Raw genomic sequence first — 25,452 nt, forward strand, 5'->3', positions numbered from 1 at the left:
TGGTGGTTTGGTCGTCGTTGCCGGGCAAAAGTGCGAAGCACGTATTCGTACTGAATGACCCGGCAATCCAGCTTTCTCTGAGAGGATGGATGCCCGGGTCGAGCCCGGGCATGACGAGACGAAGAAATTCGCGCCGGAGTGCTAAAACGCCCGAAGCGGCTTGGCAAGGCGCTCCGTCGAGGCGACAATCTCCGGCCAAGCCCGCCCCAAGACGGACCTCAAGACGGACCCCAAGAAATCTCATGACCCCAGCGGTACTTTTCGCCTTTGCGTCCGCGATCTTTCTCGGCGCCGGGGTCGTCACGGCGCAACGGGGCCTGCGGACGGTCGAGCCGCTGTCGGGCGCCGCCATCAGCGTTCCCTGCTTTACGGTGCTGTTTCTGCTGCTGTCGCCGCTGATCCTTTGCAACGAGCCGGTGGTCTGGCGGGGATTGCCGATTTTTGCCGCCATCGGGCTGTTTTTCCCGGCGTCGCTGACGCTGCTGACCTTTGCCTCCAACCGCGCGCTGGGGCCGGTCGTGACCTCGACGCTCGGCAACCTCGCGCCGCTGTTTGCGGTGACGCTGGCGGTGCTGCTGCTGCATGAGCCGTTGCACGCCCACCAACTGGTCGGCGCCGTGATCGCGGTATCAGGCGCCGTCATCATCACCGTGACACGGCCGCGCGATCTCGGCAGCTGGCGAAGCTGGGCGCTGCTGCTGCCGCTCACGAGCGCGCTGGTGCGCGGCGTGGTGCCGCCGATCGTCAAACTCGGACTCGAAGTCTGGCCCAGTCCGTTATGGGCCTGCCTGATCGGCTACATCATGTCGTCGCTGGTGGTGCTGACGGTGCAGCGCTTGCGCAAGGGAAGTTTTGCCGTCGAAGGAACCCGTTCGGGCCGGCTCTGGTTCGCGGTCACCGGCATCTCCAACGGGCTCAGCGCGTTGTCGCTGTTTGCCGCCGTCCGCAACGGGCCGATCACGCTGGTGGCGCCATTGGCGGCGATCTATCCGCTCGTCACCGTGGGCCTGAGCGCCATCATGCTCAAGCACATCGCGATCACGCCGCGGATTGTGGCGGGAACGCTGCTCACCGTCGCGGGCGTTGCCCTGGTGCTGATTGGCTAGCCTTATTCGCTAACCTTGGCCGCGCTGGAAACCGCCCATTGAACGCCGAATTTATCGGTGAAGTTGCCGTAGTGATCGCCCCAGAACTGCATCTTGAACGCAACGGTGATCCGCCCGCCCGCGGACAACGCGTCGAACAGCGCCTCGGCCGCGCCGGCGTCGTCGGCCTCGATGAAGATGGCGCATCCCTTCATCGGCTCTGAATCGGCGCCGTCGGATGCGCAGAGGCTAAGCCAGGGGCCTTCGAAGCGGGAGAACAGGACTTTCTGATTCCAAGATGGCCCGTCGCGTTCCGCCAGCGGCGTGCCTTCGATCCGCCGCAGCTCGACGATCCTGCCGAGGCCGCAGCCCTGGTAGAACTGCAGCGCGCTTTCGCAATCGCCCTTGAAATAAAGAAAAGCGGTGGCGCGCATGCGGGGCTCCAAAGGTTGAAAAGGGGTTTGAAACGGATTTGGGGACGGTGCGGGTGGCAAGCAAACCTATCGTTGCTGGAATGACAAGACACCATTGCAGACCGCCGGCTGTGCAAGTCAGGCTTTGCCTGTCACAATACGGCCCTTGCCGGAGTTTTCAGTGAAATCCCCTGACGGTCGACAAAACTACCCGCATCCCGCGTGGCTGATCCTCGTGCTGTCGCTCGCGCCGACGATCGGTCTCGGTATCGGCCGTTTCGCCTATTCGCTGGTGCTGCCGGATATGCGCGATTCGCTGCAGTGGTCGTATTCGGCTGCCGGCTTCATGAACACGATCAACGCCGTCGGATATCTGGCCGGCGCCTTGCTGGCGTCGCGGGTGATCCGGCGCTTCGGACTGCCGCGCACGGTGCGCTGGGGAACGCTGGCCGCGGTGGCGTCGCTGGCGCTGTGCGCCATGTCGGGCAATTTCATTGTGCTGAGTTTTGCGCGGTTGCTGGCAGGCATCGGTGCCGCCGGCGGCTTTGTCGGCGGCGCGGCGCTGGCCGCCACGATTGCGCAGTCCCGTCCGGAACGATCGAATTTTCTGCTGAGCCTGTTTTACGCCGGGCCCGGGCTCGGGATTCTGTCGTCGGGACTGATAGCCCCGTTCGTGCTGCAGGCGTTCGGACCGGGTTCGTGGTGGATCATGTGGTGGGCGATGACGCTGCTATCGCTGGTCCTGATCCTGCCGCTGCTGCTGGCGCCGCTGGGCGCGGCGACGACGATCAATCAAGCGACGACGATCGACTTCGCCGCCCGGCCGGTGCTGATCTATCTCATCGCCTATTTCCTGTTTGGCGCCGGCTATATCGCCTACATGACCTTCATGATCGCCTATGTCCGTGACGGCGGCGGCGGCGCCCCGGCGCAGAGCCTGTTCTGGAGCCTGATCGGCATCAGCGCGTTCGCGACGCCATGGGTATGGCGACGGGTACTGGCGCTCGACCGCGGTGGTCTCGCCACCGCGATCATTCTCGGCGCCAACGCCATCGGCGCAGCGCTCCCGATCTTCGGCCACTCACCTGTGCTGCTGGCGATCTCGGCGCTGGTCTTCGGGGTTGCGTTCTTCGCGGTGGTCGGATCGACCACCGCCTTCGTCCGATTCAACTACCCGCCGGCCGGCTGGCCGATCGGGATCGCGGCGATGACAATCTCCTTCGGCATCGGCCAGACGCTGGGCCCGATCGTGGTCGGCGCGATCACCGACGCAATGGGCAGCCTGTCGTTCGCGCTGAACGTCTCGGCCGCGATGCTGGCGCTCGGCGCGGTATTGGCGGCGTTTCAGAAGAAGCTGGTGCAGGAAGCGGCGACTAGCGAGTAGCGAATGGCGAAGGCGAATTGTAGGCTCCCGTCATTCCGGGATGGTCCGAAGGACCAGACCCGGAATGACGGCTGAGAAGCTGGCGCCCTCTAACTCCCGCTGAACGAATTGTAGCCCTGGTCTTCCCAGTAGCCCCCCTTGTAGTCGTTGGTGACTTCCATCGACATCACGTATTTCGGGTTCTTGAAGCCGAGCTTGGTCGGCACGCGGATTTTCATCGGGAAGCCGTAGGCGCGGGGCAAGATCTCGTCGCCGAATTTGAACGTCATCTGGGTTTGCGGATGCAGCGCGCTCGCCATGTCAAGCGGCGAGTTGTAGCCGTCCTTGTCGGCGCACTGGAACCAGACATATTTGGCGCGGGTATCGGCGCCGATGATCTTCAGGAAATCGCGCAGCGGCGTGCCGGTCCAGCTTCCGATCGCGCTCCAGCCCTCGACGCAGATATGGCAGGTGATCTGCTTGACCTGCGGCAGCTTATAGAGCTCCTCCAGCGTCCACGGCTTGTTGTTGTCGACCAGGCCGCGCACTTCGAGCTTCCAGGTCTTGCCGTCGACTTCGGGCGCGTCGTCGACGTCGTAATAGGCGTTGAACGGGAACGGTTTTGTAATGTCGCTTTCCGAAAACGTCGGCGCCATCGCGTTGGGATTGAACATCCACGCCTGCACGCCGTCATTGAACTTCGAAACCTGCTTCAGCATCTGTTCGGCCGAAAAACTGTCCGACACGTCGCAGCCGGTCAGCAGCGTCAGCGCGCCGAGGCTGGCGCCCGAGGTGATGAAACGCCGGCGCGTCAGGTCCGGCATCGACTTCACGGCGTCGCCGAGCAGCAGCTTCTTGTCGACGCCCGGGATCAGGAGGTTGCGCATGCGGCCCATGATATTACTCCCTATCAACGGCCGATGATCATGGCGCGCAGGCTCTTGGGCACCAACACCGCGAGCGCGACATGAACCACCAGGAAGGCGACGATAACTGCCATGCAGATGAAGTGAACGTAACGGGCCACGTCATAGCCGCCGAACAGCGCCGTCAGCCATTGCAACTGGACCGGCTTCCAGATCGACAGGCCGGACAGCACGATGACGATGCCGACGACGATGATGCCGGCATACAGCAGCTTCTGCACGTAATTGTATTTGGAGAGATCGTCGTGCGACAGCTTGCCGGTCAGCGCGGCCTTGGTATCGGAGATCACGCCCGCCGGCGTGATCGGCAGCAGCTTCTTGCGGAAGCGGCCGGTGGCAAGACCGAGCGCCAGATAGATCAGGCCGTTGACCATCAGCAGCCACATCGCGGCGAAGTGCCACAGCAGCGCGCCCCCGAGCCAGCCGCCCAGCGTGATCGACGGCGGAAACGTAAAGCCGAACAGGGGCGAAGCGTTGTAGATCTGCCAGCCCGACATGATCATCAGCACCATCGCGACGGCGTTGGTCCAGTGCAGGGCCCGCACCCAGGCCGGCTGGATCACCTTCGTCGGGGTCGCTGTGGCGTGTTCGTCGCTGACTGCAAGGGTCGACATGGCTATTCCCGTTACCAACTCGTACCGGCTTATACGCCGGGAACCGGGTTCCTGTTACTGCCATGACGCGATCGGATCGATCCATGGCGCCAATCGAGTTCACAAAAAAGCGAGCCGGATTGCCCCGGCTCGCCGTCTTACGCGCCCCTGTCGGGACAACGCCGGGACGCGCGGGAGTTACGACGCCGGCATCAGCACGGTATCGACCACATGGATCACGCCGTTCGACTGGTTGACGTTCGAGATCGTGACCATCGAGGAACCGCCCTTGGCGTCGATGATCCAGACCTTGCCGTCGGCCTTCTTGACGGTCAGTTCTTCGCCCTCAACGGTCTTGAGCTTCTTGCCATCGGTCAAGTCGGACGCCTCGAGCTTGCCCGCGACCACATGGTAGGTGAGGATCTTGGTCAGGGTCGCCTTGTTCTCGGGCTTCACCAGCGAGTCGACGGTACCGGCCGGCAGCTTGCCGAAGGCGGCGTTGGTCGGCGCGAACACCGTGAACGGGCCCTTGCTTTCCAGCGTATCGACCAGGCCGGCGGCCTTCACCGCGGCGACCAGCGTGGTGTGGTCTTTCGAGTTGACGGCATTCTGGACGATGTTCTTGGAGGGGAACATCGCAGCGCCGCCGACCATCACGGTCTTTTCCTGCGCGCTGACCGGCGCGGTGATGGTGGCCGAGAAGGCAAGCGCGCTGAAGGCTACGGCGGACAAAAGTGCAATACGCTTCGACATGGACAATCTCCCGATTGATGAGGTGACCGACGGGTATCCGTCGGATCGTGTGAACAACAGCGGCGGAGGCTTCGAAAAGTCCGGCAGCGCCGTCGTTGGCCGAGTTACGGGAGGTTTCAGGGGCGGTTTCGAACTATAAATTATCGTGATGCGTGAAACTTTTGAGCAGGCGGGCCGTGAGGCTCCATGCACCACTGTTATGCCCGCGAACGCGGCATCCAGTACGCCGCGGCTTTTCGGTTCGACCATCGGTGTGTCTGGAATACCGACTCGTATTCTGCCCATCAAAAAAGAGGGCACAAAGAATCCGGGTGCGCGCTGTACCGGCCTTATTTCACCTTGTCCTGCGCCACATCCATAATCATGCGCACCGACAAATAAAGGCGCGGCACGATGGTCTCGAGCTTCACATACTCGGCGTCGTTGGAGTGGGCGCCGTAGCCGCTCAGGCCGAAACCCTCGATGACGGGGGCCGTGGTCTTGAGCGCGGCGAACGCGGCGTCGGTGCCGCCGCCGCTGGCAACGTCGAACACCTTCAACGGCAGCCCGAGTTCCTCGTAGATCGCGCTGCCGTGGGCGGCCAGGCGCCGCGAGGCGGGCGTGGCTTCCAGCGGCGGCCGGCGCATCTCGAACCGGAGCTGCACCTTGGCGTCGGGAATCCGCCGAGTCTGCACGCGCTGCCGCAGCGTGGCCTCCAACTGGGTGAAATCGGACACCCTCAACGCCCTTGCGTCCGCCTGGGCACTGGCCTGTGCCGGGATGACGTTGCGGTTGGTACCGGCCTGCGCGACCGTCCAGTTGAGAGTCAGGCCTTGGTCGCGCTGCGACAGGTCGCTCAATTGCAGCACCTGGTGCGACAGCTCGACCAGTGCGTTCACGCCCTTGTCCGGCGCCGAGCCGGCGTGCGAGGCCTTGCCGTCCACCGTCAGGTACGCCGCGCCGATACCGCTGGTGGCCAAGCGCAGGCGACCGTCCTCCCCGCCGCTTTCGTAGGAGAACACGGCGTCCTGTTCGCCCGCCATGCGGGTGATGGTGCTGCGCGAGCCCGGCGAGCTGATCTCCTCGTCGCCGTTGATCAGCACGGTCAGCGTGCCGTAGTCCGCGAACTTCAGTGTCTGCAGCATCGCCACGGCGTGCAGGATGAGGGCAACTCCCTGCTTGTCGTCGGCGATGGCCAGTCCGTAGGCGCGCTCGCCGTCGATGCGAAAGGGTTGGTCTTTCAGCATGCCGCGCAGATAGACGGTGTCCATGTGGGCGATCAGCATGATTTTCTTGCTGCCGGTCCCCTTGAATTCGGCGTTTACCATGGCGCCCGGCTTGGGCGGCGTGTCGCCCATCCGGTAGATGTCGGCCGGTTCGATGATCTCGACCTTGCCGCCCAGCCGGGTCAGGCGTTCGCCGATCAACGCCGCCAGCCCGGCCAGACCCTCGGCGTCCTTGCTGCCGGATTCGATGTTCACCAGGTCGCGCAGCGTGTCGAGCAGCGGGGCTTTTTCCTGCTGCGCCAGGTCGTGGATGCGATCCACCGGCGCAGCCGGCGCGGTCACGGCCGACAAGGCCAGGGTGCAGGCGGCGATACAGGCCAGGGAGAAATGCAGAGGGAACCGGACGGGACGCAACATCGTGAGCCTTTCAAAGAACGATCTGATGATTGAGGCTCGATCGAGCCTTCTGCCTTCGCAAAGAAACTAATCCCGATTCCCCGGCGTCTGGATGAAGCCGCGATTATGCGTCGGGCTGATCAGGATCTCATTCATGCACACCCGCGGCGGCATGCTGGCGACGAAGGCGATGGTGCGGCCGCAATCCTCCGGCTGCAGCATCTTGGCCTGCTCGGCTTCCGACGGCACCACCGGCCGCAGTTTCAGGATCGGGGTCGCGACCTCGCCGGGCGAGAAGCAGCAGGCGCGCAGGCCGTTGACGCATTCGTCCATGTTGAAGGAGTGGGTCAGCGCCTGCACCGCATGCTTGGTCGTGGTGTAGGCCGGGCCCGGCATTTTCGAGACGTGGCGGCCGGCCCAAGACGCAACGTTGATGATGCAGCCGTCCTTCTGCTTGCGCATCGTCGGCAGCACCGCGTGCATGCAATACAGCACGCCGTTGAGGTTGATCTCGACCAGTTTGTCCCAGCCTGACAGTTCCATGTCGGCCCAGCTTCGCTTCGGCACATTGATGCCGGCGCTGTTGACCAACAGATCGATCCGGGCATGTTTGCCGACGATCTGATCGGCGGCTTTGTTGACATCGGCCTTGTTGCTGACGTCGAGCGCGATGGCCTCGGCCTTGCCGCCGTTTTTGGTGATGTTCGCCACCACCTGGTCCAGCGCGTCCTTGCGGCGCCCCGAAACCACCACGATCCAGCCATCCGCCGCCAGTGCCTCCGCCGCGGCCTCGCCGATCCCGCTGCCGCCGCCCGTCACCCAGGCCACGCGTTTCCCGCTATTTGACATGCAAACTGTCTCCGTTGCTTTGTGAAGGGCGTTTTTGCTATTGAATTATGTGGTTGCCGCGTCCAACTGGACCGCACCCGCCCCCCGCAATGATGCATGAACGCGACCCGGAAAACCATCATGAACGCCAACCTGTTTTCTCGCCTGTTCGACAAGTTAGACAATCCGAACCGGCTCGCGATCGAGATGCCAGATGGCACGCACATCAGCTATGGCGACCTGATCGCCCGCGCCGGCCAGATGGCGAATGTGCTGGTTTCGCGCGGCGTCAAGCCGGGCGACCGTGTTGCGGCGCAAACCGAAAAATCCGTGCCGGCGCTGGTGCTGTATCTCGCGACCGTGCGCGCCGGCGCGGTATATCTGCCGCTCAACACCGCCTACACGTTGAACGAACTGGATTACTTCATCGGCGATGCCGAACCGTCGCTGGTGGTGTGCGATCCCTCGAAGGCCGACGGCATCGGCGCGATCGCGGCCAAGGTCAACGCCAAGGTCGAAACCCTCGGCGCCGACGGCAAGGGCTCGCTGACGGACGCCGCTGCGAAAGCGCCCGCCGATTTCGCCACTGTCGCGCGCGCCAACGATGACCTTGCCGCGATCCTCTACACGTCGGGCACCACCGGCCGCTCCAAGGGCGCGATGCTGACGCATGACAATCTGGCGTCGAACTCTTTCAGTCTGGTCGATTACTGGCGCTTCACCGACAAGGATGTTTTGATCCACGCGCTGCCGATCTATCACACCCATGGCCTGTTCGTGGCGAGCAACGTCACGCTGTTCGCGCGCGCTTCGATGATTTTCCTGCCAAAGCTCGACCCCGAACTGATCATCAAGCTGATGGCGCGGGCCACCGTGCTGATGGGCGTGCCGACCTTCTATACAAGGCTGCTGCAAAGCCCGGCGCTGACCAAAGAGTCCGCCAAGCACATGCGGCTGTTCATTTCGGGCTCGGCGCCGCTGCTGGCCGATACCCATCGCGAATGGTCGGCGCGAACCGGTTTTGCCATCCTCGAACGCTATGGCATGACCGAAACCAATATGAACACCTCGAACCCCTATGACGGCGACCGTGTCCCCGGCGCGGTCGGCCTGCCCCTGCCCGGCGTGTCCGTGCGCGTCACCGATCCCGAGACCGGCAAGGAGCTGGCACGGGACACGATCGGCATGATCGAGGTCAAGGGCCCGAACGTGTTCAAGGGTTATTGGCGGATGCCGGAGAAAACAAAAGCCGAATTCCGCGCCGACGGCTTCTTCATCACCGGCGATCTCGGCAAGATCGACGACAAGGGCTATGTGCACATCCTCGGCCGCGGCAAGGATCTGGTGATCTCCGGCGGCTTCAACGTCTACCCGAAGGAAATCGAAAGCGAGATCGACGCCATGCCGGGCGTGGTCGAATCCGCCGTGATCGGCGTGCCGCATGCCGACTTCGGCGAAGGCGTCACCGCGGTCGTGGTCTGCACCAAAGGCGCCGACGTCTCCGAGGCCGGCGTGCTGCAGGCACTCGACGGCCGGCTCGCCAAATTCAAGATGCCGAAGCGCGTGTTCGTCGTCGACGAACTGCCGCGCAACGCCATGGGCAAGGTGCAGAAGAATATCCTGCGGGACACCTACGCGAAGATCTACGCGAAGTAGCGGTCCCTCATGGTGAGGAGGCGCGTTAGCGCCGTCTCCGGACGATGCTTCGCATCGCCGGGCGAACCATGAGGCCACAGACGGGCCTACATCCTTCGAGACGCGCGCAAGAGCGCGCTCCCACGGGTGAACGCAATTGCGTTCATCCCGGGGATGAGGTCTTGAGGCGGGCGGGGAAACAGAGCCCGTGGAAACCTCCGAGCTCCGCCCTCGATTGCCTGAGAAGATCGATCGCATCCTCGCGGCCGTCGACCTTCAGCCGGAGATTTTTCAGCGACCAAACCCCGTTCTGTTTGATCGCTTCCAGGAAAATCCGCCCCGAGGCCTTCGGTCCGGTTGCTGAAAAATTCAGAAGCGCGCGTCCGGACGCTCCATTGGTTGAAACCGAGCCCACTGGAAAGCCGGTTGTGATCGGCGTTCCCAGCACGGCAACCGCATCAGCATTGGTCTGGAGCATGGATGTGCCAAGCTCATAGGCGTCAGAATGCCGGAGCGCATAGAAGACGCCGCCGAGGATCCCGCCGGCCAGCACGATGACCCCCAGGTAGATCACGACGCCCCAGATCGCCCACAGGCGCTGGGTCCGTTTGAAATGCTCGATGCTGTCCCAACGCCCGTTTCGCCACGCCCAACGGCTGCCTTTGGCGCCAAGCACGAAGACCATGATGATGCCGACGCCGGGAATAAAGCACAGCAGCGCAATGAAGGTGTTGTTGCCGACACCCCATATCCAGTTCAACAGAAACGCGCCCCAATTCCAGCGGTCGAGTTCAGGCGGAATCGTCGCTGGCATGATGGGAGGAGGCGTACTGGTCATGTCGACTCCCGCTGAGAGTTTACTGGCCCGACAGAAGACTTATCACAAACCGGCTGCCGACAATGAACAGGTAGCTGCCGAACGCCATCTCCAGCGTGCGCTTCGACATCGCGTGCGCAACGCGGACGCCGAGCGGCGCGACCAGCAGGCTGGTCGGCATGACCAGCAAGGCGCCGATCAGCGAGACGTAACCGAGCGCAAACGGCAGTTGCAGCGCCGTGACATCAGGGTAATGCGCCGCCGCCGGCCAGCCAGCATAGACGTAGCCGATCGCGCCGGGGATCGAGATCAGGACCGCCAGCGCCGACGAGGTCGCGACCGCCTGATGGATCGGCCGGCCATAGAATGTCATCAGCAGGTTCAGGAACAGCCCGCCGCCGACCCCCATCAGGGTCGAAAGCAGCCCGACGATGAAACCATAGATTTTCATCAGCGGCCCCTGCGGGAATTCGTCGCCGAGCTTCCAGCTGGCACGGCCGAAGATCAGCCGCGCGGCGGCGGTCCAGGCCACGCAGACGAACACGATCTTGAACAGCCGCTCCGGCGCGTAGCGCGCGGTGACGCCACCGGCGATGACGCCGATCACGATCGGCAGCAGCCAGGTCTTCAGGATCGCCATATCGACCGCGCCGCGGGCGTAATGGGCGCGGAACGAACTGATCGAGGTCGGGATGATGATGGCGAGCGAAGTGCCGATGCAGAGCGGCATCCGCACTTCCAGCGGCACGCCGGCGAGCCGGAAGCATTCGTAGAACACCGGCACCAGGATCGCGCCGCCGCCGATCCCGAACACGCCGGCGAAAAACCCCGATATTGCGCCGACCCCGACCAGCATCAGCGCCAGTTCGACAAGCTCAGTGACATTAAGCCCGGCGATTGCCATCCGTGGTTTCCCCCGTCGTGTGCCCTGAAGTTTCTTGGCCCGCGCGACGAGCCGCGCGCGTTCATGAATCGTGCTTCAGGTATACCAGCACTTGGCTAGCCATGGACCACCGCTTGGGTTTGTCAACGCCTGCAATTGCAGGCCTCCTCCATAGGTATGAACCGCCGTTCGGAATTGGTGATTTTGGTCGTTGCGCTCGCTGTTTCGACTTCGTAAATAGAATTGCTCTACCGCGATCCCAGATGGGCCGTTCATGGCCCCACCAACCTTCAAAGCCGCCGATGACCGCCAGGATCGAACGACCGCTTTCGCCGCATCTGCAGACATATCGCTGGACCCTGACGATGGCGCTGTCCATCGTCCACCGTGTTACCGGCCTGGCACTGTATTTCGGCACCCTGCTCTTGGCCTGGTGGCTGATTGCCGCCGCCTCGGGCCCCACCGCCTATGCCCATGTGCAAGCCTTTACTGGCAGCTTCATCGGGCGGCTGATCGTGTTCGGCTACACCTGGGCGCTGCTGCACCACCTGCTCTCGGGGCTGCGCCATTTCGTCTGGGACCTCGGCTACGGCTTCAAGCCCAGCGAGCGCGAGGGCCTGACCTGGGGTGCCGCGATCGGCGGCATTTCGCTGACGGTGCTGGTCTGGATCGTCGCCTACACGATCGGAGGCGGACGATGACCGCGCCCAAATCTTCCTCGATGCGCACCCCGCTGGCGCGTGTCCGCGCGCTCGGCGCCTCGCATTCCGGCACTGGCGATTTCTGGCGTCAGCGCCTTACCGCGGTGGCGATGGTGCTGCTGATCGTGCCCGTCATCGTGGTCGTGCTGATGCTGATCGGCCGCAACCAGGCCGGTGCCGCGCAAATTCTCGGCTCGGCGCCGATCGCGATCATCCTCTTGCTCTTCATCATCGCCAGCGCCTGGCACATGAAGATCGGCATGCAGGTCGTGATCGAGGACTACATCCACAATGAGAAACTGAAGCTCGCCAGCGTGATGGCGAACAACTTCTTCTGTTTCGCGGTGGCGCTGGCTTCGATTTACGCCATTCTAAAATTGTCATCGGGAGTTTGACCCATGGCCGCTGAGACCAACGGCAAGGGCACCAATGGTGCCGGCCCGGCCACCAACGGAAAAGCCTATCCGATCGAAGACCACACCTACGACGTCGTGGTCGTCGGCGCCGGCGGCGCCGGCCTGCGCGCCGTGGTCGGCTGCTCTGAGGCCGGGCTTCGCACCGCCTGCATCACCAAGGTATTTCCCACCCGCTCGCACACGGTCGCAGCGCAAGGCGGCATCTCGGCCTCGCTCGGCAACATGCATCCGGACGACTGGCGCTGGCACATGTACGACACCGTCAAGGGATCGGACTGGCTCGGCGACCAGGACGCGATCGAATACATGGTGCGCAATGCGCCCGACGCCGTCTACGAGCTCGAACATTGGGGCGTGCCGTTCTCGCGCACCGAGGACGGCAAGATCTACCAGCGCCCGTTCGGCGGCATGACGCTGGACTACGGCAAGGGCCAGGCGCAGCGCACCTGTGCCGCCGCCGACCGCACCGGCCACGCCATGCTGCACACGATGTACGGCCAGGCGCTGCGCCACTCGGCCGAATTCTACATCGAGTTCTTCGCCATCGACCTGATCATGGACGACCAGGGCGTCTGCCGCGGCGTCATCGCGCTCAAGCTCGATGACGGGACGCTGCACCGCTTCCGCGCCCAGACCACGATTCTCGCCACCGGCGGCTACGGCCGCGCCTACGCCTCCTGCACCTCGGCGCATACCTGCACCGGCGACGGCGGCGCCATGGCGCTGCGCGCCGGCCTGCCGCTGCAGGACATGGAATTCATCCAGTTCCACCCGACCGGCATCTACGGCTCGGGCTGCCTCGTCACCGAAGGCGCGCGCGGCGAAGGCGGCTACCTCGTCAATTCCGAGGGCGAGCGCTTCATGGAGCGCTATGCGCCCTCCGCCAAGGACCTCGCCTCGCGCGACGTGGTGTCGCGCGCGATGACGATCGAAATCCGCGAAGGCCGCGGCGTCGGCAAGAAGAAGGATCACATCTTCCTGCACCTCGACCATCTCGATCCCAAGGTGCTGCACGAACGGCTGCCCGGCATTTCCGAATCGGCAAAAATCTTCGCCAATGTCGACGTCACCCGCGAGCCGATTCCGATCGTGCCGACCGTGCACTACAACATGGGCGGCATCCCGACCAACTTCCACGCCGAAGTGCTGACCAAGAAGAACGGCGACGACAACGCGGTCGTGCCCGGCCTGATGGCGATCGGCGAAGCCGCCTGCGTCTCGGTGCACGGCGCCAACCGTCTCGGCTCCAACTCGCTGATCGACCTCGTCGTGTTCGGCCGCGCCGCCGCGTTGCGCTGCGCCGAAAAGCTGACGCCGAACGGCAAGCAGCCCGAACTGCCGAAAGATTCGGCCGATCTCGCGCTCGGCCGGCTAGACCATTACCGCTACGCCTCCGGCGGCACGCCGACCGCCAAACTGCGCGACGGCATGCAGCACGTGATGCAGACCAATTGCGCGGTGTTCCGCACCGGCGACATCCTGCACGAAGGCCAGAACCTGATTCACAAGGTGCATGGCGGCATCAGCGACGTCGGCACCTCGGACCGTTCGCTGGTCTGGAATTCGGATCTGATCGAGACGCTCGAATTCGACAACCTGATCGTGCAGGCGGTGGTGACGATGGACTCGGCCGCGAACCGCACCGAAAGCCGCGGCGCCCATGCCCGCGAGGATTTTTCCGCGCGCGACGACAAGAACTGGATGAAACACACGCTGGTGTGGATCGACAACGGCGGCAAGACCGCGATCGATTACCGCCCGGTGCATGATTACACGATGACGAACGACGTTCAGTACATCCCGCCGAAGGCGCGGGTGTATTGAGCAAGCGAGTCATGCGCGGGCAAAAGGCGCGAAGCGCTATCTTCGCACTAGATGACCCGCGCATCCATCTTCAAAAGCGGATGGATTGCCGGGTAGTGCAGACAAGTTTACGTAGTCTGCACAAACAGACTACTATGCCCGGCAATGACGAGGAAAACCGTAGAGGCAACACATATGGTTGAATTCGCGCTTCCGAAAAATTCCAAGATCACCGGCGGCAAGGCCTGGCCGAAGCCGGCAGGCGCGACCGAGACGCGCGAGTTCAGGGTCTATCGCTGGAACCCGGACGACGGCAAGAATCCGAGCGTCGACACCTACCACATCGACGTCAACGATTGCGGGCCGATGGTGCTCGACGGCCTGATCTGGATCAAGAACAACATCGATCCGACGCTGACCTTCCGCCGCTCCTGCCGCGAAGGCGTCTGCGGCTCCTGCGCCATGAACATCGACGGCCAGAACACGCTGGCCTGCACCAAGTCGATGCACGACGTGGCGTCCGGCGGCGCGGTGAAGGTCAATCCGCTGCCGCACCAGCCCGTCGTCAAGGACCTCGTCCCCGACCTGACCAATTTCTACGCGCAATACGCCTCGATCGAGCCGTGGCTGAAGACCACCACGCCGACGCCGCAGAAGGAATGGAAGCAGAGCCACGAAGACCGCGAAAAGCTCGACGGCCTCTATGAGTGCATCCTGTGCGCCTGCTGCTCGACTTCCTGCCCGAGCTATTGGTGGAACAGCGAACGCTTCCTCGGCCCCGCCGCGCTGCTGCAGGCGACGCGCTGGGTCAAGGATTCCCGCGACGAGGCCACCGGCGAACGGCTCGACAACCTCGAAGACCCGTTCCGGCTCTATCGCTGCCACACCATCATGAACTGCGCCAAGGCGTGCCCGAAGGGCCTCAACCCCTCGGAAGCCATCGCCGAGCTCAAGCTGAAGATGGTCGAGCGGCAGATCTAGGGTTCGGCCGCACGGATCATTCTCTCGACGTCGTCATGCCCGGGCTTGTCCCGGGCATCCACGTTTTTGGGACGACGATGCAAGAATGACGTGGATGGCCGGGTCAAGCCCGGCCATGACGAATTCGTGGCGTACGTTGTGAGCCGACCGTTCGCAGAGTAGCCTGCGCACGACGCGCACGCCCGGAGCCATCGCATGCCCTCCCCCATCATCCTGCATCACTTCGACGAGTCGCCGTTCTCCGAGAAAATCCGCGTCGTTTTCGGGCTGAAGGACATCGCCTGGACCTCGGTTCGTATCTCACGAATCATGCCGCGGCCCGACCTGATGCCGATGACCGGGGGCTATCGGCGCACACCGGTGATGCAGATCGGCGCCGACATCTATTGCGACTCGCAGTGCATCCTTCGCGAGCTCGAGCGGCGCTTTCCGCAGCCAAGCCTGCTCCCGGACGGCAGCACGGGACTCGCCTGGGCCTCGGCAATGTGGACCGACCGCTCGTTCTTTCAGAACACCGTCAACCTCGTCTTCGGCTCGCTGGCCGACAAGGTGCCGCAGGAGTTCATCGCCGACCGCGAAAAACTGCGCGGCGCCAAATTCGACGTCGCGGCCATGACATCGGCGATCGCGCAAATGCGCGATCAGCTTCGCACCCATCTGCAATGGATCGAAATGCAGCTTGCGGACGGCCGCGCCTGGCTCGGCGGCGACACAGCCTGTCTTTTCGACGTCAACGCCTACATGAACGTCTGGTACGTCAGGCAGAACATGCCTGACGCCGACGCGCTGCTGGCGGAGTTCGGCCATGTCCGTGCCTGGGAGACGCGGATGCGCGCGATCGGCCATGGCCGGCGCAGCGAAATGTCGACCGCCGAAGCCCTCAGCATCGCCAAAGACGCGGTCCCGCAGACCGCCGAACAGGCCGACCCCCGCGATCCGAACGGCCGCCAGCCCGGCGACCGGGTCGAGGTCATGCCCGACGACTACGGCAAGATCAAAGTCGGCGGCGAAATCGTCGCCCTCTCGCCGCAGCATATTGCGATCCGGCGGCATGATCCGCTGGCCGGCGACGTGGTGGTGCACTTTCCGCGCGCCGGGTTTCTCGTCCTGCCCATTTGAATATCAGTTTATCGATCCGGTTCCATCGCCCGCAAGCCGCTTTATTCCCGGCGACGGATTGCAGTAAGCTTGGCGCAGAGTCGGAGCGCCCGTGCAGACAGCACAACCTAACTCGCTGAGACTGCTGCAGTGGATGATGGTCGCCTCATTGGCCCTTCCGCTGGCGTTGTTCGCCTTTGCGTCTGCGGTATCCTGGGTTTCGATCCAGCAAACCGCCGACCGCGAGATCGAGCGCACCCTGGATGTCGCGCACGAGCACGCGCTGAAAGTGTTCGAAACCATCGACCGCACCCTGTCGGAAATCGCCGAGATCATCCGCGGCATTCCCGACGCCGGCATCGCGTCCCGCGAGGAAGCCCTGCATCGGCGGCTGAAGCAACTGGTGGACTCGCTTCCGCAGGTAAAATCGGCCTGGGTTTTCGACGCCAAGGGCCATGCGCTCGCCAACAGCCTGGTCGTGCCCGCACCCGACATCGATTTTTCGGACCGGGACTATTTCAAGGCCCATGTGGACCGCGATATCGGGACCTATATCGGCGAGGCGTTGAGGCCGCGGCCGCCCTATCAGGGCGCGGCGTTCTTCGGCGTCAGCCGACGGCGCAGCAACGAGGACGGCAGCTTTGGCGGCGTGATCCAGGCCTCGGTACTCCCGGAATATTTCGAGAATTTCTACGCCCGGATCGGCCGCGAGCCCGGCAGCTTCTTTGCGTTCGGCCTGACCGACGGCGTGGTGCTGGCGCGCTTCCCGGCGAGCGACAGTGATATTCGGCTCGATCGCAACGGACCCATCGGCCGAAAGATCGCGGTCGATCCCAAGGCCGGGCTGATCACCGTGACGTCGCCGACGGATGGCATCGAGCGCCGCCTCGGCTACCAGCGGCTCGCCGAATATCCGATCTATGTCTCAGCCGGCCTCGAGACCTCGGCGATCCGCTCCCGCTGGCTCTCCACCATGAGCCAGCATTTGATCTTCGGGGCGCCTGCCACCGCGCTCTTGTTCGTGCTGCTCGCCTCGGCATTGCGGCGGACGCGCCGGCTGTATTTCGAAGCCGCCAAACGTCTGGAAGCCGAGGAGGCGCTGAAGCACGGCCAGCGGCTGGAGGCGCTGGGCCAGCTCACCGGCGGCGTCGCGCATGACTTCAACAACCTGCTCACGGTGATCCGCGCATCCGTCGACCTGCTGCAGCGGCCGGACCTGCCGGAGCCGAAGCGGCTGCGCTACATCGAGGCGATCTCCGACACGGTCACGCGCGCCGCCAGGCTGACCAGCCAGTTGCTGGCGTTCGCACGGCGGCAGACCTTGAAACCCGAACTGTTCGACGTCGGCCATAACGTGCGGATGCTCGGCGAAATGATCGGAACGCTGATCGGGTCGCGGATCGAGATCGTGATCGCGGCGCCGGACGCGCCCTGCTTCATCAACGCCGACGCCGGCCAGTTCGAGACCGCTGTTATCAACATGGCGGTCAATGCGCGGGACGCGATGGACGGCCACGGCCGGCTCACGGTGACGGTGCGAACGGTTGACGCATTGCCGAAGGCTGCCGGGCCTTCACACCATCCGCATGCCCGAAATCCACTTGGTTACGTCGCCGTATCGGTGGCCGATACCGGCATCGGCATACCCAAGGATCAGTTCGAACGAATCTTCGAGCCGTTCTTCACCACCAAGCAGGTCGGCCAGGGCACCGGGCTCGGCCTGTCGCAGGTGTTCGGCTTTGCCAAACAGTCCGGCGGCGAAGTCGACGTCGCCAGTGAAATCGGCAAAGGCAGCACCTTCACGCTGTATCTGCCGCACGCCGCCGGCGCCAGCAGGTCGCAACAGGTGCCGGAGGAAGATGCGCCGCCGATCGACGGCCATGGCATGACGGTGCTGGTGGTCGAGGACAATCCCGAGATCGGGAAATTTGCCGCCGACGCGCTGGCCGGGCTCGGCTACACCGCCAGACTGGTCGGCAACGCCACCCATGCCCTCGAAGAGCTGGCCGTCGATGCCGATGGTTTCGACGTGGTCTTCAGCGACGTGGTGATGCCGGGAATGACCGGCCTCGAACTGGCGCAGGAAATCCGTCGCTACCATCCCGACCTGCCCGTCGTGCTGACCAGCGGCTACAGCCACGTGCTGTCGGAACACGGCAGCACCGGCTACGAGCTGCTGCAAAAGCCCTACTCGATCGAGCAGCTCGCGCGCGTGCTGAACCGGCTGGGGCGTTGGCGCAGGGAGAGGCGAGCCGCGACAGCGGCGGCGGGGTGAGCTCTAGCCGTCATTCCGGGATGGTGCGCAAGCACCAGACCCGGAATCTCGAGATTCCGGGTTCGATGCTGCGCATCGCCCCGGAATGACGACGCGGGAAGCCCGGAACCCGATGGAACCTTCTGATTTCCCTCGCGTTACCGCGCCATGGCCAAACCAGTCGTCACGTCAAAACCGTCCGCGAAGAAATCGCCGGCGAAGGATTCCGCTGCCAGGAAAGCCTCTGAAACGAAGTCAGAGATCGTCGATATCACCGCCGAGGACGGCGAGCATGTCGAACCGCCGCCGCCGGAGGTGGTCGAGCCCGATCCGGAATGGACCGAGGAAGAGGCCGAACAAGCGCGCAAGGATTACCTGCTGACGCGGTTCTGGATCAGTGCGCGCGGATTCTGGGGCAAGGGCGGCGACCGGCTGGCGTGGATTTTCACGATCGGTCTCTTGATCCTGATCGTCGCCAATGTCGGCTTTCAATACGGCATCAACGTCTGGAACCGGGCAATCTTCGACGCCATCGAGAAGAAAGACTCCATTGGCGTCTTCCATCTCTCCGCGGTGTTCTTTCCGCTCGCGATCGGCAGCGTGCTGCTTGGCGTGGCGCAGGTGTTCGCGCGCATGGGCATTCAGCGCCGCTGGCGCGCCTGGCTGACCAATTCGGTGGTGTCGCGCTGGCTCGCCAACGGCCGCTACTACCAGCTCAACCTCGTCGGCGGCGACCACAAGAATCCGGAATACCGCATCGCCGAGGATCTGCGGATCGCAACCGACTCGCCGGTCGATTTCATGGCCGGCATCACCTCGGCATTTCTGTCGGCCGCGACCTTCATCGCCGTGCTCTGGACCATCGGCGGCGCACTGACGGTGACGGTCGGCGGATCTGTCATCACCATTCCCGGCTTCCTGGTGATCGCCGCAGTGATCTACGCCGCCATTGCCTCCGGTTCGATCATGACCATCGGGCGCCAGTTCGTGCAGGTGTCCGAGGACAAGAACCAGGCCGAGGCCGAATATCGCTATGCGCTGACGAGAGTCCGCGAAAACGGCGAGAGCATCGCGCTGCTCGGCGGCGAGGAGGAAGAGCGCGACGGCATCGACAAGACATTTACGAAGGTGCTGCGGCAATGGGCGCGGCTGGCCGGCCAGCACATGCGCACCACGCTGGTGTCGCAGGGATCGAGCCTGATCGCGCCGGTGGTCCCGCTGCTGTTGTGCGCGCCAAAGTTTCTCGACGGCAGCATGACGCTCGGACAGGTGATGCAGGCGGCCTCCGCCTTCACCATCGTGCAGACCGCGTTCGGCTGGCTGGTGGACAACTATCCGCGGCTGGCAGACTGGAATGCCTGCGCCCGCCGCATCGCCTCGCTGATGATGTCGCTCGACGGGCTCGAGCGCGCCGAGCGCGGCGACGGCATCGGCCGCATCAAGCGCGGCGAGACCGAAGGCAGTGCCATGCTCAGCCTCAACGATCTCTCGGTGACGCTCGATGACGGCACCGCGGTGGTCGGCGAAACCGAAGTGGTGGTCGAGCCCGGCGAACGCCTGCTGGTGGCCGGCGAATCCGGCACCGGAAAGAGCACGCTGGTGCGCGCGATCGCGGGGCTGTGGCCATGGGGCGACGGCAGCGTCAATTTCCATCCCGACCGGCGGCTGTTCATGCTGCCGCAAAAACCTTACATCCCGTCCGGCACGTTACGCCGCGCCATCGCCTATCCCGGCGCCGCCGACGACTGGAGCGTCGAGCAGATGGGCGAAGCCCTGCACAAGGTCGGGCTCGATCATCTCAAGGAGAAGATCGAGGAAGAGGCGCCGTGGGACCAGATCTTGTCGGGCGGCGAAAAGCAGCGGCTGGCATTCGCGCGGCTGTTGCTGCACCACCCCGACATCGTGGTGCTCGACGAAGCGACCTCGGCACTCGACGAAAAGAGCCAGGACAAGATGATGGACATCGTCATCAAGGAATTGCCGAAGGCGACCATCGTCAGCGTCGCCCATCGGGTCGAGCTGGAAGCGTTCCACAGCCGCAAGATCGTGCTGGAACGGCGCAAGGGCGGCGCCAAGCTCGTCAGCGACATCGACCTGATCCCGCGCAAGGGCAAGCGCCGCCTGCTCGGCCGCTTCCTGCGGCAGCGCAACGCGCCGAACAAGGCGGCGTGACGCTTTTCTCTTCTCCCCTTGCGGCAGAGGGTGGATCGAATGAGCGTCAGCTCATGCGAGACGGGGTGAGGGTTGTCTCCGCGGATAGAGACCCCTCATCCGTGCTACGCGCCACCTTCTCCCATCCCAACTCGGGTCTACCCAAGTTGGGCACTAAATTAGGTCGAAGTCGGATAAATCCGACTTCGATGGGAGAAGGGAAGAGGCAGGCCGCTTCGGCGACTACCGCAGGACGCATTGCATCGATTGCCGGCTCCATCGATGGAATTGACCGCACGGGGGCGTCGGCCGGGACGTTGCCGGGCACTCATTCCGGACCGGCAATCCCTGCTCCCATCCGTCGCGGACGCATGACCCGGAGCCAGAGGTGTGGCAACCGACGCCACAGCTATCCTCGGCAAAGGCGGGCGCTGCAAACGCGAAGGCAATGAAGCAGGATGCTAGGCAGGCAGATCGCAAGGTCATCGTGGCTCCTCCTTGTCCGACAGGATTGATGCGCCGGATTAATGTTGACGCATCAACATCGTTCCCATGGCCCATTTCCGGACCTTCACCACTGGCCGATCTGACGCTTCATTCAGCCGTGATACGCAAACAGCTCGATCGGGTCGTTGAAGCCGCGCACCGGATATTCACCGACGCGTTCGAGTTCGAAATCGTCTTTGACGAAGTCGGTGAACGCGCGCGACAACAACACCGTCCGGCCCAATTGCTTGGTGAGGGTTTCAAGACGCGAAGCCATGTTGACCGCCGGACCGATGACGGTGAAGTCGAGCCGGGCGCGCGACCCGATATTGCCGTACATGACGTCGCCGACGTGGATGCCGATGCCGTAATTGAGCGGCGCACGACCGGTCTCGCTGTTCTTCTCGTTCAGGGCAACCATGGCCTGCCGGGCTTCGGAGACGGCATGCAGCAGATTCGCGCAGGCCGACGGCTGGCTGAGCGGGAAGATCGCGAGCATCCCGTCGCCGATGAATTTCAGGATTTCCCCGCCATGTCGCGCCACCGGCTCCGACATCGCGTCGAAATAATTGTTCAGGAGATCGATGACGTCATCGCGCGGCCAGTTGTCGGAGATCCGGGTAAAATCCCTGAGATCGCAGATCATGATGGCGGCGCTCACCGTCGTCCCGGTTCCACGCCGGGTGGCGCCGGCCAGAATGAGTTCGCCGGCATGCGACCCGACATAGGTTTCGAGCAGCGTTCGCGCCAGCCGGTTCTTGATCCGGATTTCGCTGACCAGCGCCAGCACCGGCAACACGTTCCGCAGGCTGGCAAGATGCGCGTCGTCGAAGCCGCCGGGCCGGTCGGTGGCAAAGGTCACGATGTGCCGCTTGCCGAGCGTATGGTACAGCGGCCACGCCACATAGTCGGTCAGGCCTTTCGCCCGCATCTCGTCATAGACGGCGTGCTGGCGGCCGAGCGAGGGATCGCGTTCGAGATTCTCGCGCACTTCGGTTGCACCGTCGTGAATTTCGTTGGCGGGACTGCCGATATATTCGGATCGCTCCCGGACATCGTAATCCACGCGCGCCAGCTCGGCTTCGCGCATCCCGTCGGCCCACAGGATCCGGGCGCCCAGCCATTGCGGATGGTGGATCAGGATGTGAAGCGTCGACCGCTTGACCGGAAGGCCCGCTCGCTGGAGCCGGATGCACAGCTCGGCGAAGATGTTGTCGATGAAGCGCTCGTCGCGCGTCTCGTTGGTCAGCCAGTGCACGACGTCGCTGTCGGAATACGCGGCGACGGGATCGATCTTTGACGGCGCGTCCATAGCTTGCTCCCGGGCAATGACCGTCGACCGACGGCACCGGATATGTCGTGTTCCTGCCCGACGCCGTCAATGGCGTCCGCCGCAGCCTGAATGTCCGATTTGCGCCAGAGGACTAAACCGCTCGCGCGGTAGGGCGCTGCGGCTGGCAGCACAGCCAACACGATAGCGCGGCGGGGCGTCCTGTTTTGAGATGAGGGGTTCGCAACCTTCACTCAAAACAGGAGCATCCCTCATGACCGATAAGGCCATAAGCCCGCTGCGGCAGCGCATGATCGAAGACATGACGATCCGCAAGTTCGCGCCGAAGACCCAACATGACTACGTGCAGAGGGTCAAGCACTTCGCCGTCTTCCTCGGCCGCTCGCCCGACACGGCGAGCTTCGAAGACGTACGCCGCTATCAGCTCCATCTGGCGACGAGCGGTGCCGGCGTTCCGACCCTCAACCAAAGCGTCTCGACACTGCGGTTCTTTTTCAAGATCACGCTCGGGCGCGCCGACATCGTGAACCACACCCAGTTTATCCACGTGCCCCGCAAGCTGCCGGTGGTCCTGAGCCCGGAAGAAGTCGCCCGCTTTCTCGATGCGGCACCGGAGCTCAAATACAAGGCGGCATTGAGTGTAGCCTATGGAGCCGGATTGCGCGTGTCCGAGGTGGTCGCGCTGAAGGTATCCGACATCGACAGCAAGCGCATGGTGATCCGGATCGAACAGGGCAAGGGCCACAAAGACCGCTACGTTATGCTTTCGCCGCATCTGCTCGAGCTGTTGCGCGCCTGGTACAACGCGGCACGTCCACAGGGGTGGCTGTTTCCCGGAATGAACCCGGTCAACCCGATGTCAGCGCGCCAGCTCAGGCGCGCCTGCGATACCGCGGCCCAGATGGCCGAGATCGGCAAGCAGGTGTCCCCGCACACCCTGCGACACAGCTTTGCGACGCATCTTCTGGAGCAGAACACCGATATCAGGGTGATCCAGGTCTTGTTGGGACATGCCAAGCTCGACACCACCGCGCTCTATACGCGTGTCGCCACCAAGACCATCCGGGAGATCGTGAGCCCGTTCGATCGCATTACAGCCAAGCTCAGGGAGGGCGCCGAACCGCCCGCCTGAAGCGCGGCGCGTGTCGCGTCCATCGCTGGAGGTCGCGGATATCTTCCGCGGCCACGGCCCGGCATGGCGCCGGGCCAATGCCGGCCATGTCAGCCTCGGCCAACTCAAGGTGATGTCGGCGATCGAGAACTGCCGCACGGCGGCCCTCGGTGGCCATGTCGCGCGCTGCGAGCAGTGCGCGCACAGCCAGATCTCGTACAATAGTTGCCGCAACCGGCACTGCCCGAAGTGCCAGGGCGCGGCAGCAAAGGACTGGCTGGCGGCGCGCGAGACCGACCTGCTGCCGGTGCCGTACTATCATGTCGTGTTCACACTGCCGGCGGCCGTCGCCGACATCGCCTACCAGAACAAGGCTGTCATTTATGATTTGCTGTTCAAGGCATCCGCCGAGACCCTGATCACCATCGCAGCCGACCCCAAGCACCTCGGCGCCCGCGTCGGCATCACCTCGGTCCTCCATACCTGGGGCTCCGCCATGACCCATCATCCGCACGTGCACATGATCGTGCCGGGCGGCGGAATCTCATTCGACGGCGAGCGCTGGGTGGCGTGCCGGCCCGGCTTTTTCCTGCCGGTGCGCGTGCTCTCTCGCCTGTTCCGCCGACTGTTCCTGGAGAAGCTGATCGCGGCCCACAAAGCCGGCCACCTGAAGTTCTTCGGCGGCCACGCCGCCCTCGCTGACGCACAGGCGTTCGTCGCGTATCTCGCCCCATTGCGCCGTGTCGAATGGGTGGTCTATGCCAAGCGCCCGTTCGGCGGGCCACAGGCCGTTTTGGCCTATCTGTCGCGCTATACCCACCGTGTCGCCATCGCCAACAGCAGATTGATTGCCTGCGACCGCAACGGCGTCACCTTCCGATGGAAGGACTATCGCACCGAAGGTCGTGATCGCCAGAAGGTCATGACACTCGGTACCGCCGAGTTCATCCGCAGATTCCTGACCCACGTCCTGCCGCACGGCTTCCACCGCATCCGCCACTACGGCCTGCTCGCCAGCGGCACGCGCGCCGGTAACATCGTCCGAGCGCGCCGATTGCTCGACCCATCAACGGCACAGCCCGAGGCCGCGGATACAAGGCGCGCCGAGACTGAGGAACCCAAGCCGCTATCGCAGCCGTGCCCGTGCTGCGGCGGTCGCATGATTATCATCGAGAGGTTCCAGCGCGGATGCTCACCGCGCACCCGTCCCGCCGCAGCCCCTGCCACGATCAGAATCGACACATCATGATCAGATCACGTTCGATGCAACATCCCAGTGCTGCAGTTCCGCTGCGCCGGCTATCGGTCGGCAATGACCATGCTCGCCGTCGCGCTGCTCACGATAGTCGCCGTCTCATTCCATCACCGCCGCGCAACTCCGATTCTGCTCCTTGCAACCGGCCGACCCGCTTCGTAGCGCCCGCGATCGCCTGCCGAGAAAGCTCCCAACCCACCTCGGCAAAAGACCGGCAGCAGCTAAATCCCCATAGCGCCTGACGCACCACCTCGCCACGCCTCCCGCGGTTTCCTCCCCTGGAGGTTTGCGTACGCCGGCCCCCGTGACCACCGCGCCACCTTCATGGGCCGCCATCCGCAAACCTTCACAGAAGCGGCCATACCTTTGAAGTCAGCTTTGACTGAAGTCAGCTTTTGATCCAAGAGGGGCCGTACATCCAACGCTAACGGCCGGACCAAATCCAGCGCGAGACACCGCAGCGTTCAGCCGATCATTATCGGGCGTAGAGCCCCTCATTTTTTGAAGTCGCCCTCAAGAGATCTTGGCGATTTCAAGCCCCGAAAGTGGACCCGTTCCAGCGAGCGATGAGATCGGCCGGGTCCACCTGGGTCCGCTTGGGTTCGTAAAGGCCCACAGGTACTCCCAAGCGTCCCGCCGCTGTTCGGCGCGCTGGTGATGATAAGACCCGCTGGACCTCGCGCGGAGTTGTAACGACGTGAGGAAATGTTCCTTTCGCTGGTTTCATCGCTTCACCATTTCAAGAGGAGCCAAACGCTGTTGACTTTTGGAGAAATTGAATGACTGAGCTTAAACTTCTGGCAGCTGCACTAATCGCCACAGCCATGCTCGCAGCTCCTGCTATGGCGCGCGAGAGCTACGTAATCTCGCGGCACCTCGCAGGAAACGCCGATGCGAGTAACACGCCCGGCAAACGTTATATTGGCGGAGGCAATGGTGGCACTCCCGGTGACGAATACGGGGGCCGCGATGTGTGGGGCCACTGGGGCACCTACTATGGACCCATGG

Annotated in this window: 21 protein-coding genes; 12 read left to right on the forward strand and 9 right to left on the reverse strand. The window is 63.7% G+C overall.

The genetic code is table 11. The features are described from left to right. Positions 1-242 precede the first annotated feature (242 nt). Positions 243-1,106 (forward strand): DMT family transporter, encoded by an 864-nt coding sequence (locus BLR13_RS17055; protein ID WP_074821515.1) that lies wholly within the window; start codon positions 243-245, stop codon positions 1,104-1,106. Positions 1,107-1,108: 2 nt separating this feature from the next. Here the strand turns inward: BLR13_RS17055 and BLR13_RS17060 are convergent, their stop codons facing one another. After that, the gene (locus BLR13_RS17060) at positions 1,109-1,519 is read right to left on the reverse strand and encodes a VOC family protein (protein WP_074821512.1); all 411 of its coding nucleotides are present in this window, start codon (positions 1,517-1,519) and stop codon (positions 1,109-1,111) included. A 160-nt stretch (positions 1,520-1,679) separates the two neighbouring features. Between BLR13_RS17060 and BLR13_RS17065 the strand changes: the two genes are divergently transcribed. Continuing rightward, positions 1,680-2,882, forward strand: a complete 1,203-nt coding sequence (locus tag BLR13_RS17065) for a YbfB/YjiJ family MFS transporter (RefSeq protein WP_074821505.1) — start codon at positions 1,680-1,682, stop codon at positions 2,880-2,882. An 89-nt stretch (positions 2,883-2,971) separates the two neighbouring features. On the opposite strand, the gene BLR13_RS17070 is transcribed toward BLR13_RS17065, so the two are convergent. From BLR13_RS17070 to BLR13_RS17090, 5 genes are all read right to left on the reverse strand, one after another. Then, positions 2,972-3,757 carry a molybdopterin-dependent oxidoreductase gene (locus BLR13_RS17070; protein WP_074821499.1) on the reverse strand — a complete coding sequence of 262 codons (786 nt, stop codon included), beginning with the start codon at positions 3,755-3,757 and terminating at the stop codon, positions 2,972-2,974. Between the two features lie 14 nt (positions 3,758-3,771). After that, positions 3,772-4,401 carry a cytochrome b/b6 domain-containing protein gene (locus BLR13_RS17075; RefSeq protein ID WP_074821495.1) on the reverse strand — a complete coding sequence of 210 codons (630 nt, stop codon included), beginning with the start codon at positions 4,399-4,401 and terminating at the stop codon, positions 3,772-3,774. A gap of 177 nt (positions 4,402-4,578) precedes the next feature. Further along, positions 4,579-5,133 carry a fasciclin domain-containing protein gene (locus tag BLR13_RS17080; protein ID WP_074821492.1) on the reverse strand — a complete coding sequence of 185 codons (555 nt, stop codon included), beginning with the start codon at positions 5,131-5,133 and terminating at the stop codon, positions 4,579-4,581. 329 nt (positions 5,134-5,462) lie between these two features. Continuing rightward, positions 5,463-6,755: a M20/M25/M40 family metallo-hydrolase gene (locus BLR13_RS17085; protein WP_074821489.1), complete on the reverse strand. Its 1,293-nt coding sequence runs from the start codon at positions 6,753-6,755 to the stop codon at positions 5,463-5,465. A 66-nt stretch (positions 6,756-6,821) separates the two neighbouring features. Then, positions 6,822-7,583 carry an SDR family oxidoreductase gene (locus BLR13_RS17090; RefSeq protein WP_074821487.1) on the reverse strand — a complete coding sequence of 254 codons (762 nt, stop codon included), beginning with the start codon at positions 7,581-7,583 and terminating at the stop codon, positions 6,822-6,824. A gap of 120 nt (positions 7,584-7,703) precedes the next feature. On the opposite strand from BLR13_RS17090, the gene BLR13_RS17095 reads away from it, so the two are divergent. After that, entirely contained in the window at positions 7,704-9,218 is a 1,515-nt protein-coding gene (locus BLR13_RS17095) for a malonate--CoA ligase (protein WP_091977521.1), read from the forward strand. Positions 9,219-9,360: 142 nt separating this feature from the next. On the opposite strand, the gene BLR13_RS17100 is transcribed toward BLR13_RS17095, so the two are convergent. Then, the gene (locus BLR13_RS17100; protein WP_079586256.1) at positions 9,361-10,035 is read right to left on the reverse strand and encodes a cytochrome c oxidase assembly factor Coa1 family protein; all 675 of its coding nucleotides are present in this window, start codon (positions 10,033-10,035) and stop codon (positions 9,361-9,363) included. 19 nt (positions 10,036-10,054) lie between these two features. Further along, positions 10,055-10,918: a sulfite exporter TauE/SafE family protein gene (locus BLR13_RS17105; RefSeq protein WP_074821479.1), complete on the reverse strand. Its 864-nt coding sequence runs from the start codon at positions 10,916-10,918 to the stop codon at positions 10,055-10,057. Positions 10,919-11,199: 281 nt separating this feature from the next. On the opposite strand from BLR13_RS17105, the gene sdhC reads away from it, so the two are divergent. From sdhC to BLR13_RS17140, 7 genes are all read left to right on the forward strand, one after another. Beyond that, positions 11,200-11,598 (forward strand): succinate dehydrogenase, cytochrome b556 subunit, encoded by a 399-nt coding sequence (sdhC, locus tag BLR13_RS17110; protein WP_074821476.1) that lies wholly within the window; start codon positions 11,200-11,202, stop codon positions 11,596-11,598. 20 nt (positions 11,599-11,618) lie between these two features. Beyond that, a complete protein-coding gene (sdhD, locus tag BLR13_RS17115) occupies positions 11,619-11,993 on the forward strand; it encodes a succinate dehydrogenase, hydrophobic membrane anchor protein (RefSeq protein WP_079587878.1) in 375 nt (124 codons plus the stop codon). A gap of 3 nt (positions 11,994-11,996) precedes the next feature. Beyond that, a complete protein-coding gene (gene sdhA / locus BLR13_RS17120; protein ID WP_074821470.1) occupies positions 11,997-13,838 on the forward strand; it encodes a succinate dehydrogenase flavoprotein subunit in 1,842 nt (613 codons plus the stop codon). Between the two features lie 174 nt (positions 13,839-14,012). Next, positions 14,013-14,798, forward strand: coding sequence for a succinate dehydrogenase iron-sulfur subunit (locus BLR13_RS17125; protein ID WP_074821468.1), 786 nt, complete (start codon positions 14,013-14,015; stop codon positions 14,796-14,798). 195 nt (positions 14,799-14,993) lie between these two features. Then, entirely contained in the window at positions 14,994-15,917 is a 924-nt protein-coding gene (locus BLR13_RS17130; protein ID WP_074821465.1) for a glutathione S-transferase family protein, read from the forward strand. A 91-nt stretch (positions 15,918-16,008) separates the two neighbouring features. Then, entirely contained in the window at positions 16,009-18,171 is a 2,163-nt protein-coding gene (locus tag BLR13_RS17135; protein WP_074821461.1) for a hybrid sensor histidine kinase/response regulator, read from the forward strand. A gap of 147 nt (positions 18,172-18,318) precedes the next feature. After that, positions 18,319-20,322 carry an ABC transporter ATP-binding protein/permease gene (locus BLR13_RS17140; protein ID WP_074821458.1) on the forward strand — a complete coding sequence of 668 codons (2,004 nt, stop codon included), beginning with the start codon at positions 18,319-18,321 and terminating at the stop codon, positions 20,320-20,322. A 577-nt stretch (positions 20,323-20,899) separates the two neighbouring features. On the opposite strand, the gene BLR13_RS17150 is transcribed toward BLR13_RS17140, so the two are convergent. Continuing rightward, positions 20,900-22,099 (reverse strand): adenylate/guanylate cyclase domain-containing protein, encoded by a 1,200-nt coding sequence (locus BLR13_RS17150; protein WP_074821451.1) that lies wholly within the window; start codon positions 22,097-22,099, stop codon positions 20,900-20,902. A 232-nt stretch (positions 22,100-22,331) separates the two neighbouring features. Between BLR13_RS17150 and BLR13_RS17155 the strand changes: the two genes are divergently transcribed. Further along, a complete protein-coding gene (locus BLR13_RS17155) occupies positions 22,332-23,210 on the forward strand; it encodes a tyrosine-type recombinase/integrase (protein ID WP_074821448.1) in 879 nt (292 codons plus the stop codon). Between the two features lie 10 nt (positions 23,211-23,220). After that, complete coding sequence (locus tag BLR13_RS17160) at positions 23,221-24,438, forward strand: IS91 family transposase (RefSeq protein ID WP_074814607.1); 1,218 nt, start codon at positions 23,221-23,223, stop codon at positions 24,436-24,438. The last annotated feature ends 1,014 nt before the right edge of the window (positions 24,439-25,452 follow it).

The sequence above is a fragment of the Bradyrhizobium ottawaense genome (assembly GCF_900099825.1).
Classification (GTDB): Bacteria; Pseudomonadota; Alphaproteobacteria; order Rhizobiales; family Xanthobacteraceae; genus Bradyrhizobium; species Bradyrhizobium ottawaense_A.

What these genes read in the sequence shown, in the direction of transcription:
- BLR13_RS17055 (WP_074821515.1), top strand. Translation starts at nt 243, where the DNA reads ATGACCCCAGCGGTACTTTTCGCCTTTGCGTCCGCGATCTTTCTCGGC.
- BLR13_RS17060 (WP_074821512.1), bottom strand. Translation starts at nt 1,519, where the DNA reads ATGCGCGCCACCGCTTTTCTTTATTTCAAGGGCGATTGCGAAAGCGCG.
- BLR13_RS17070 (WP_074821499.1), bottom strand. Translation starts at nt 3,757, where the DNA reads ATGGGCCGCATGCGCAACCTCCTGATCCCGGGCGTCGACAAGAAGCTG.
- BLR13_RS17075 (WP_074821495.1), bottom strand. Translation starts at nt 4,401, where the DNA reads ATGTCGACCCTTGCAGTCAGCGACGAACACGCCACAGCGACCCCGACG.
- BLR13_RS17080 (WP_074821492.1), bottom strand. Translation starts at nt 5,133, where the DNA reads ATGTCGAAGCGTATTGCACTTTTGTCCGCCGTAGCCTTCAGCGCGCTT.
- BLR13_RS17085 (WP_074821489.1), bottom strand. Translation starts at nt 6,755, where the DNA reads ATGTTGCGTCCCGTCCGGTTCCCTCTGCATTTCTCCCTGGCCTGTATC.
- BLR13_RS17090 (WP_074821487.1), bottom strand. Translation starts at nt 7,583, where the DNA reads ATGTCAAATAGCGGGAAACGCGTGGCCTGGGTGACGGGCGGCGGCAGC.
- BLR13_RS17095 (WP_091977521.1), top strand. Translation starts at nt 7,704, where the DNA reads ATGAACGCCAACCTGTTTTCTCGCCTGTTCGACAAGTTAGACAATCCG.
- BLR13_RS17100 (WP_079586256.1), bottom strand. Translation starts at nt 10,035, where the DNA reads ATGACCAGTACGCCTCCTCCCATCATGCCAGCGACGATTCCGCCTGAA.
- BLR13_RS17105 (WP_074821479.1), bottom strand. Translation starts at nt 10,918, where the DNA reads ATGGCAATCGCCGGGCTTAATGTCACTGAGCTTGTCGAACTGGCGCTG.
- sdhC (WP_074821476.1), top strand. Translation starts at nt 11,200, where the DNA reads ATGACCGCCAGGATCGAACGACCGCTTTCGCCGCATCTGCAGACATAT.
- sdhD (WP_079587878.1), top strand. Translation starts at nt 11,619, where the DNA reads ATGCGCACCCCGCTGGCGCGTGTCCGCGCGCTCGGCGCCTCGCATTCC.
- sdhA (WP_074821470.1), top strand. Translation starts at nt 11,997, where the DNA reads ATGGCCGCTGAGACCAACGGCAAGGGCACCAATGGTGCCGGCCCGGCC.
- BLR13_RS17125 (WP_074821468.1), top strand. Translation starts at nt 14,013, where the DNA reads ATGGTTGAATTCGCGCTTCCGAAAAATTCCAAGATCACCGGCGGCAAG.
- BLR13_RS17130 (WP_074821465.1), top strand. Translation starts at nt 14,994, where the DNA reads ATGCCCTCCCCCATCATCCTGCATCACTTCGACGAGTCGCCGTTCTCC.
- BLR13_RS17140 (WP_074821458.1), top strand. Translation starts at nt 18,319, where the DNA reads ATGGCCAAACCAGTCGTCACGTCAAAACCGTCCGCGAAGAAATCGCCG.
- BLR13_RS17150 (WP_074821451.1), bottom strand. Translation starts at nt 22,099, where the DNA reads ATGGACGCGCCGTCAAAGATCGATCCCGTCGCCGCGTATTCCGACAGC.
- BLR13_RS17155 (WP_074821448.1), top strand. Translation starts at nt 22,332, where the DNA reads ATGACCGATAAGGCCATAAGCCCGCTGCGGCAGCGCATGATCGAAGAC.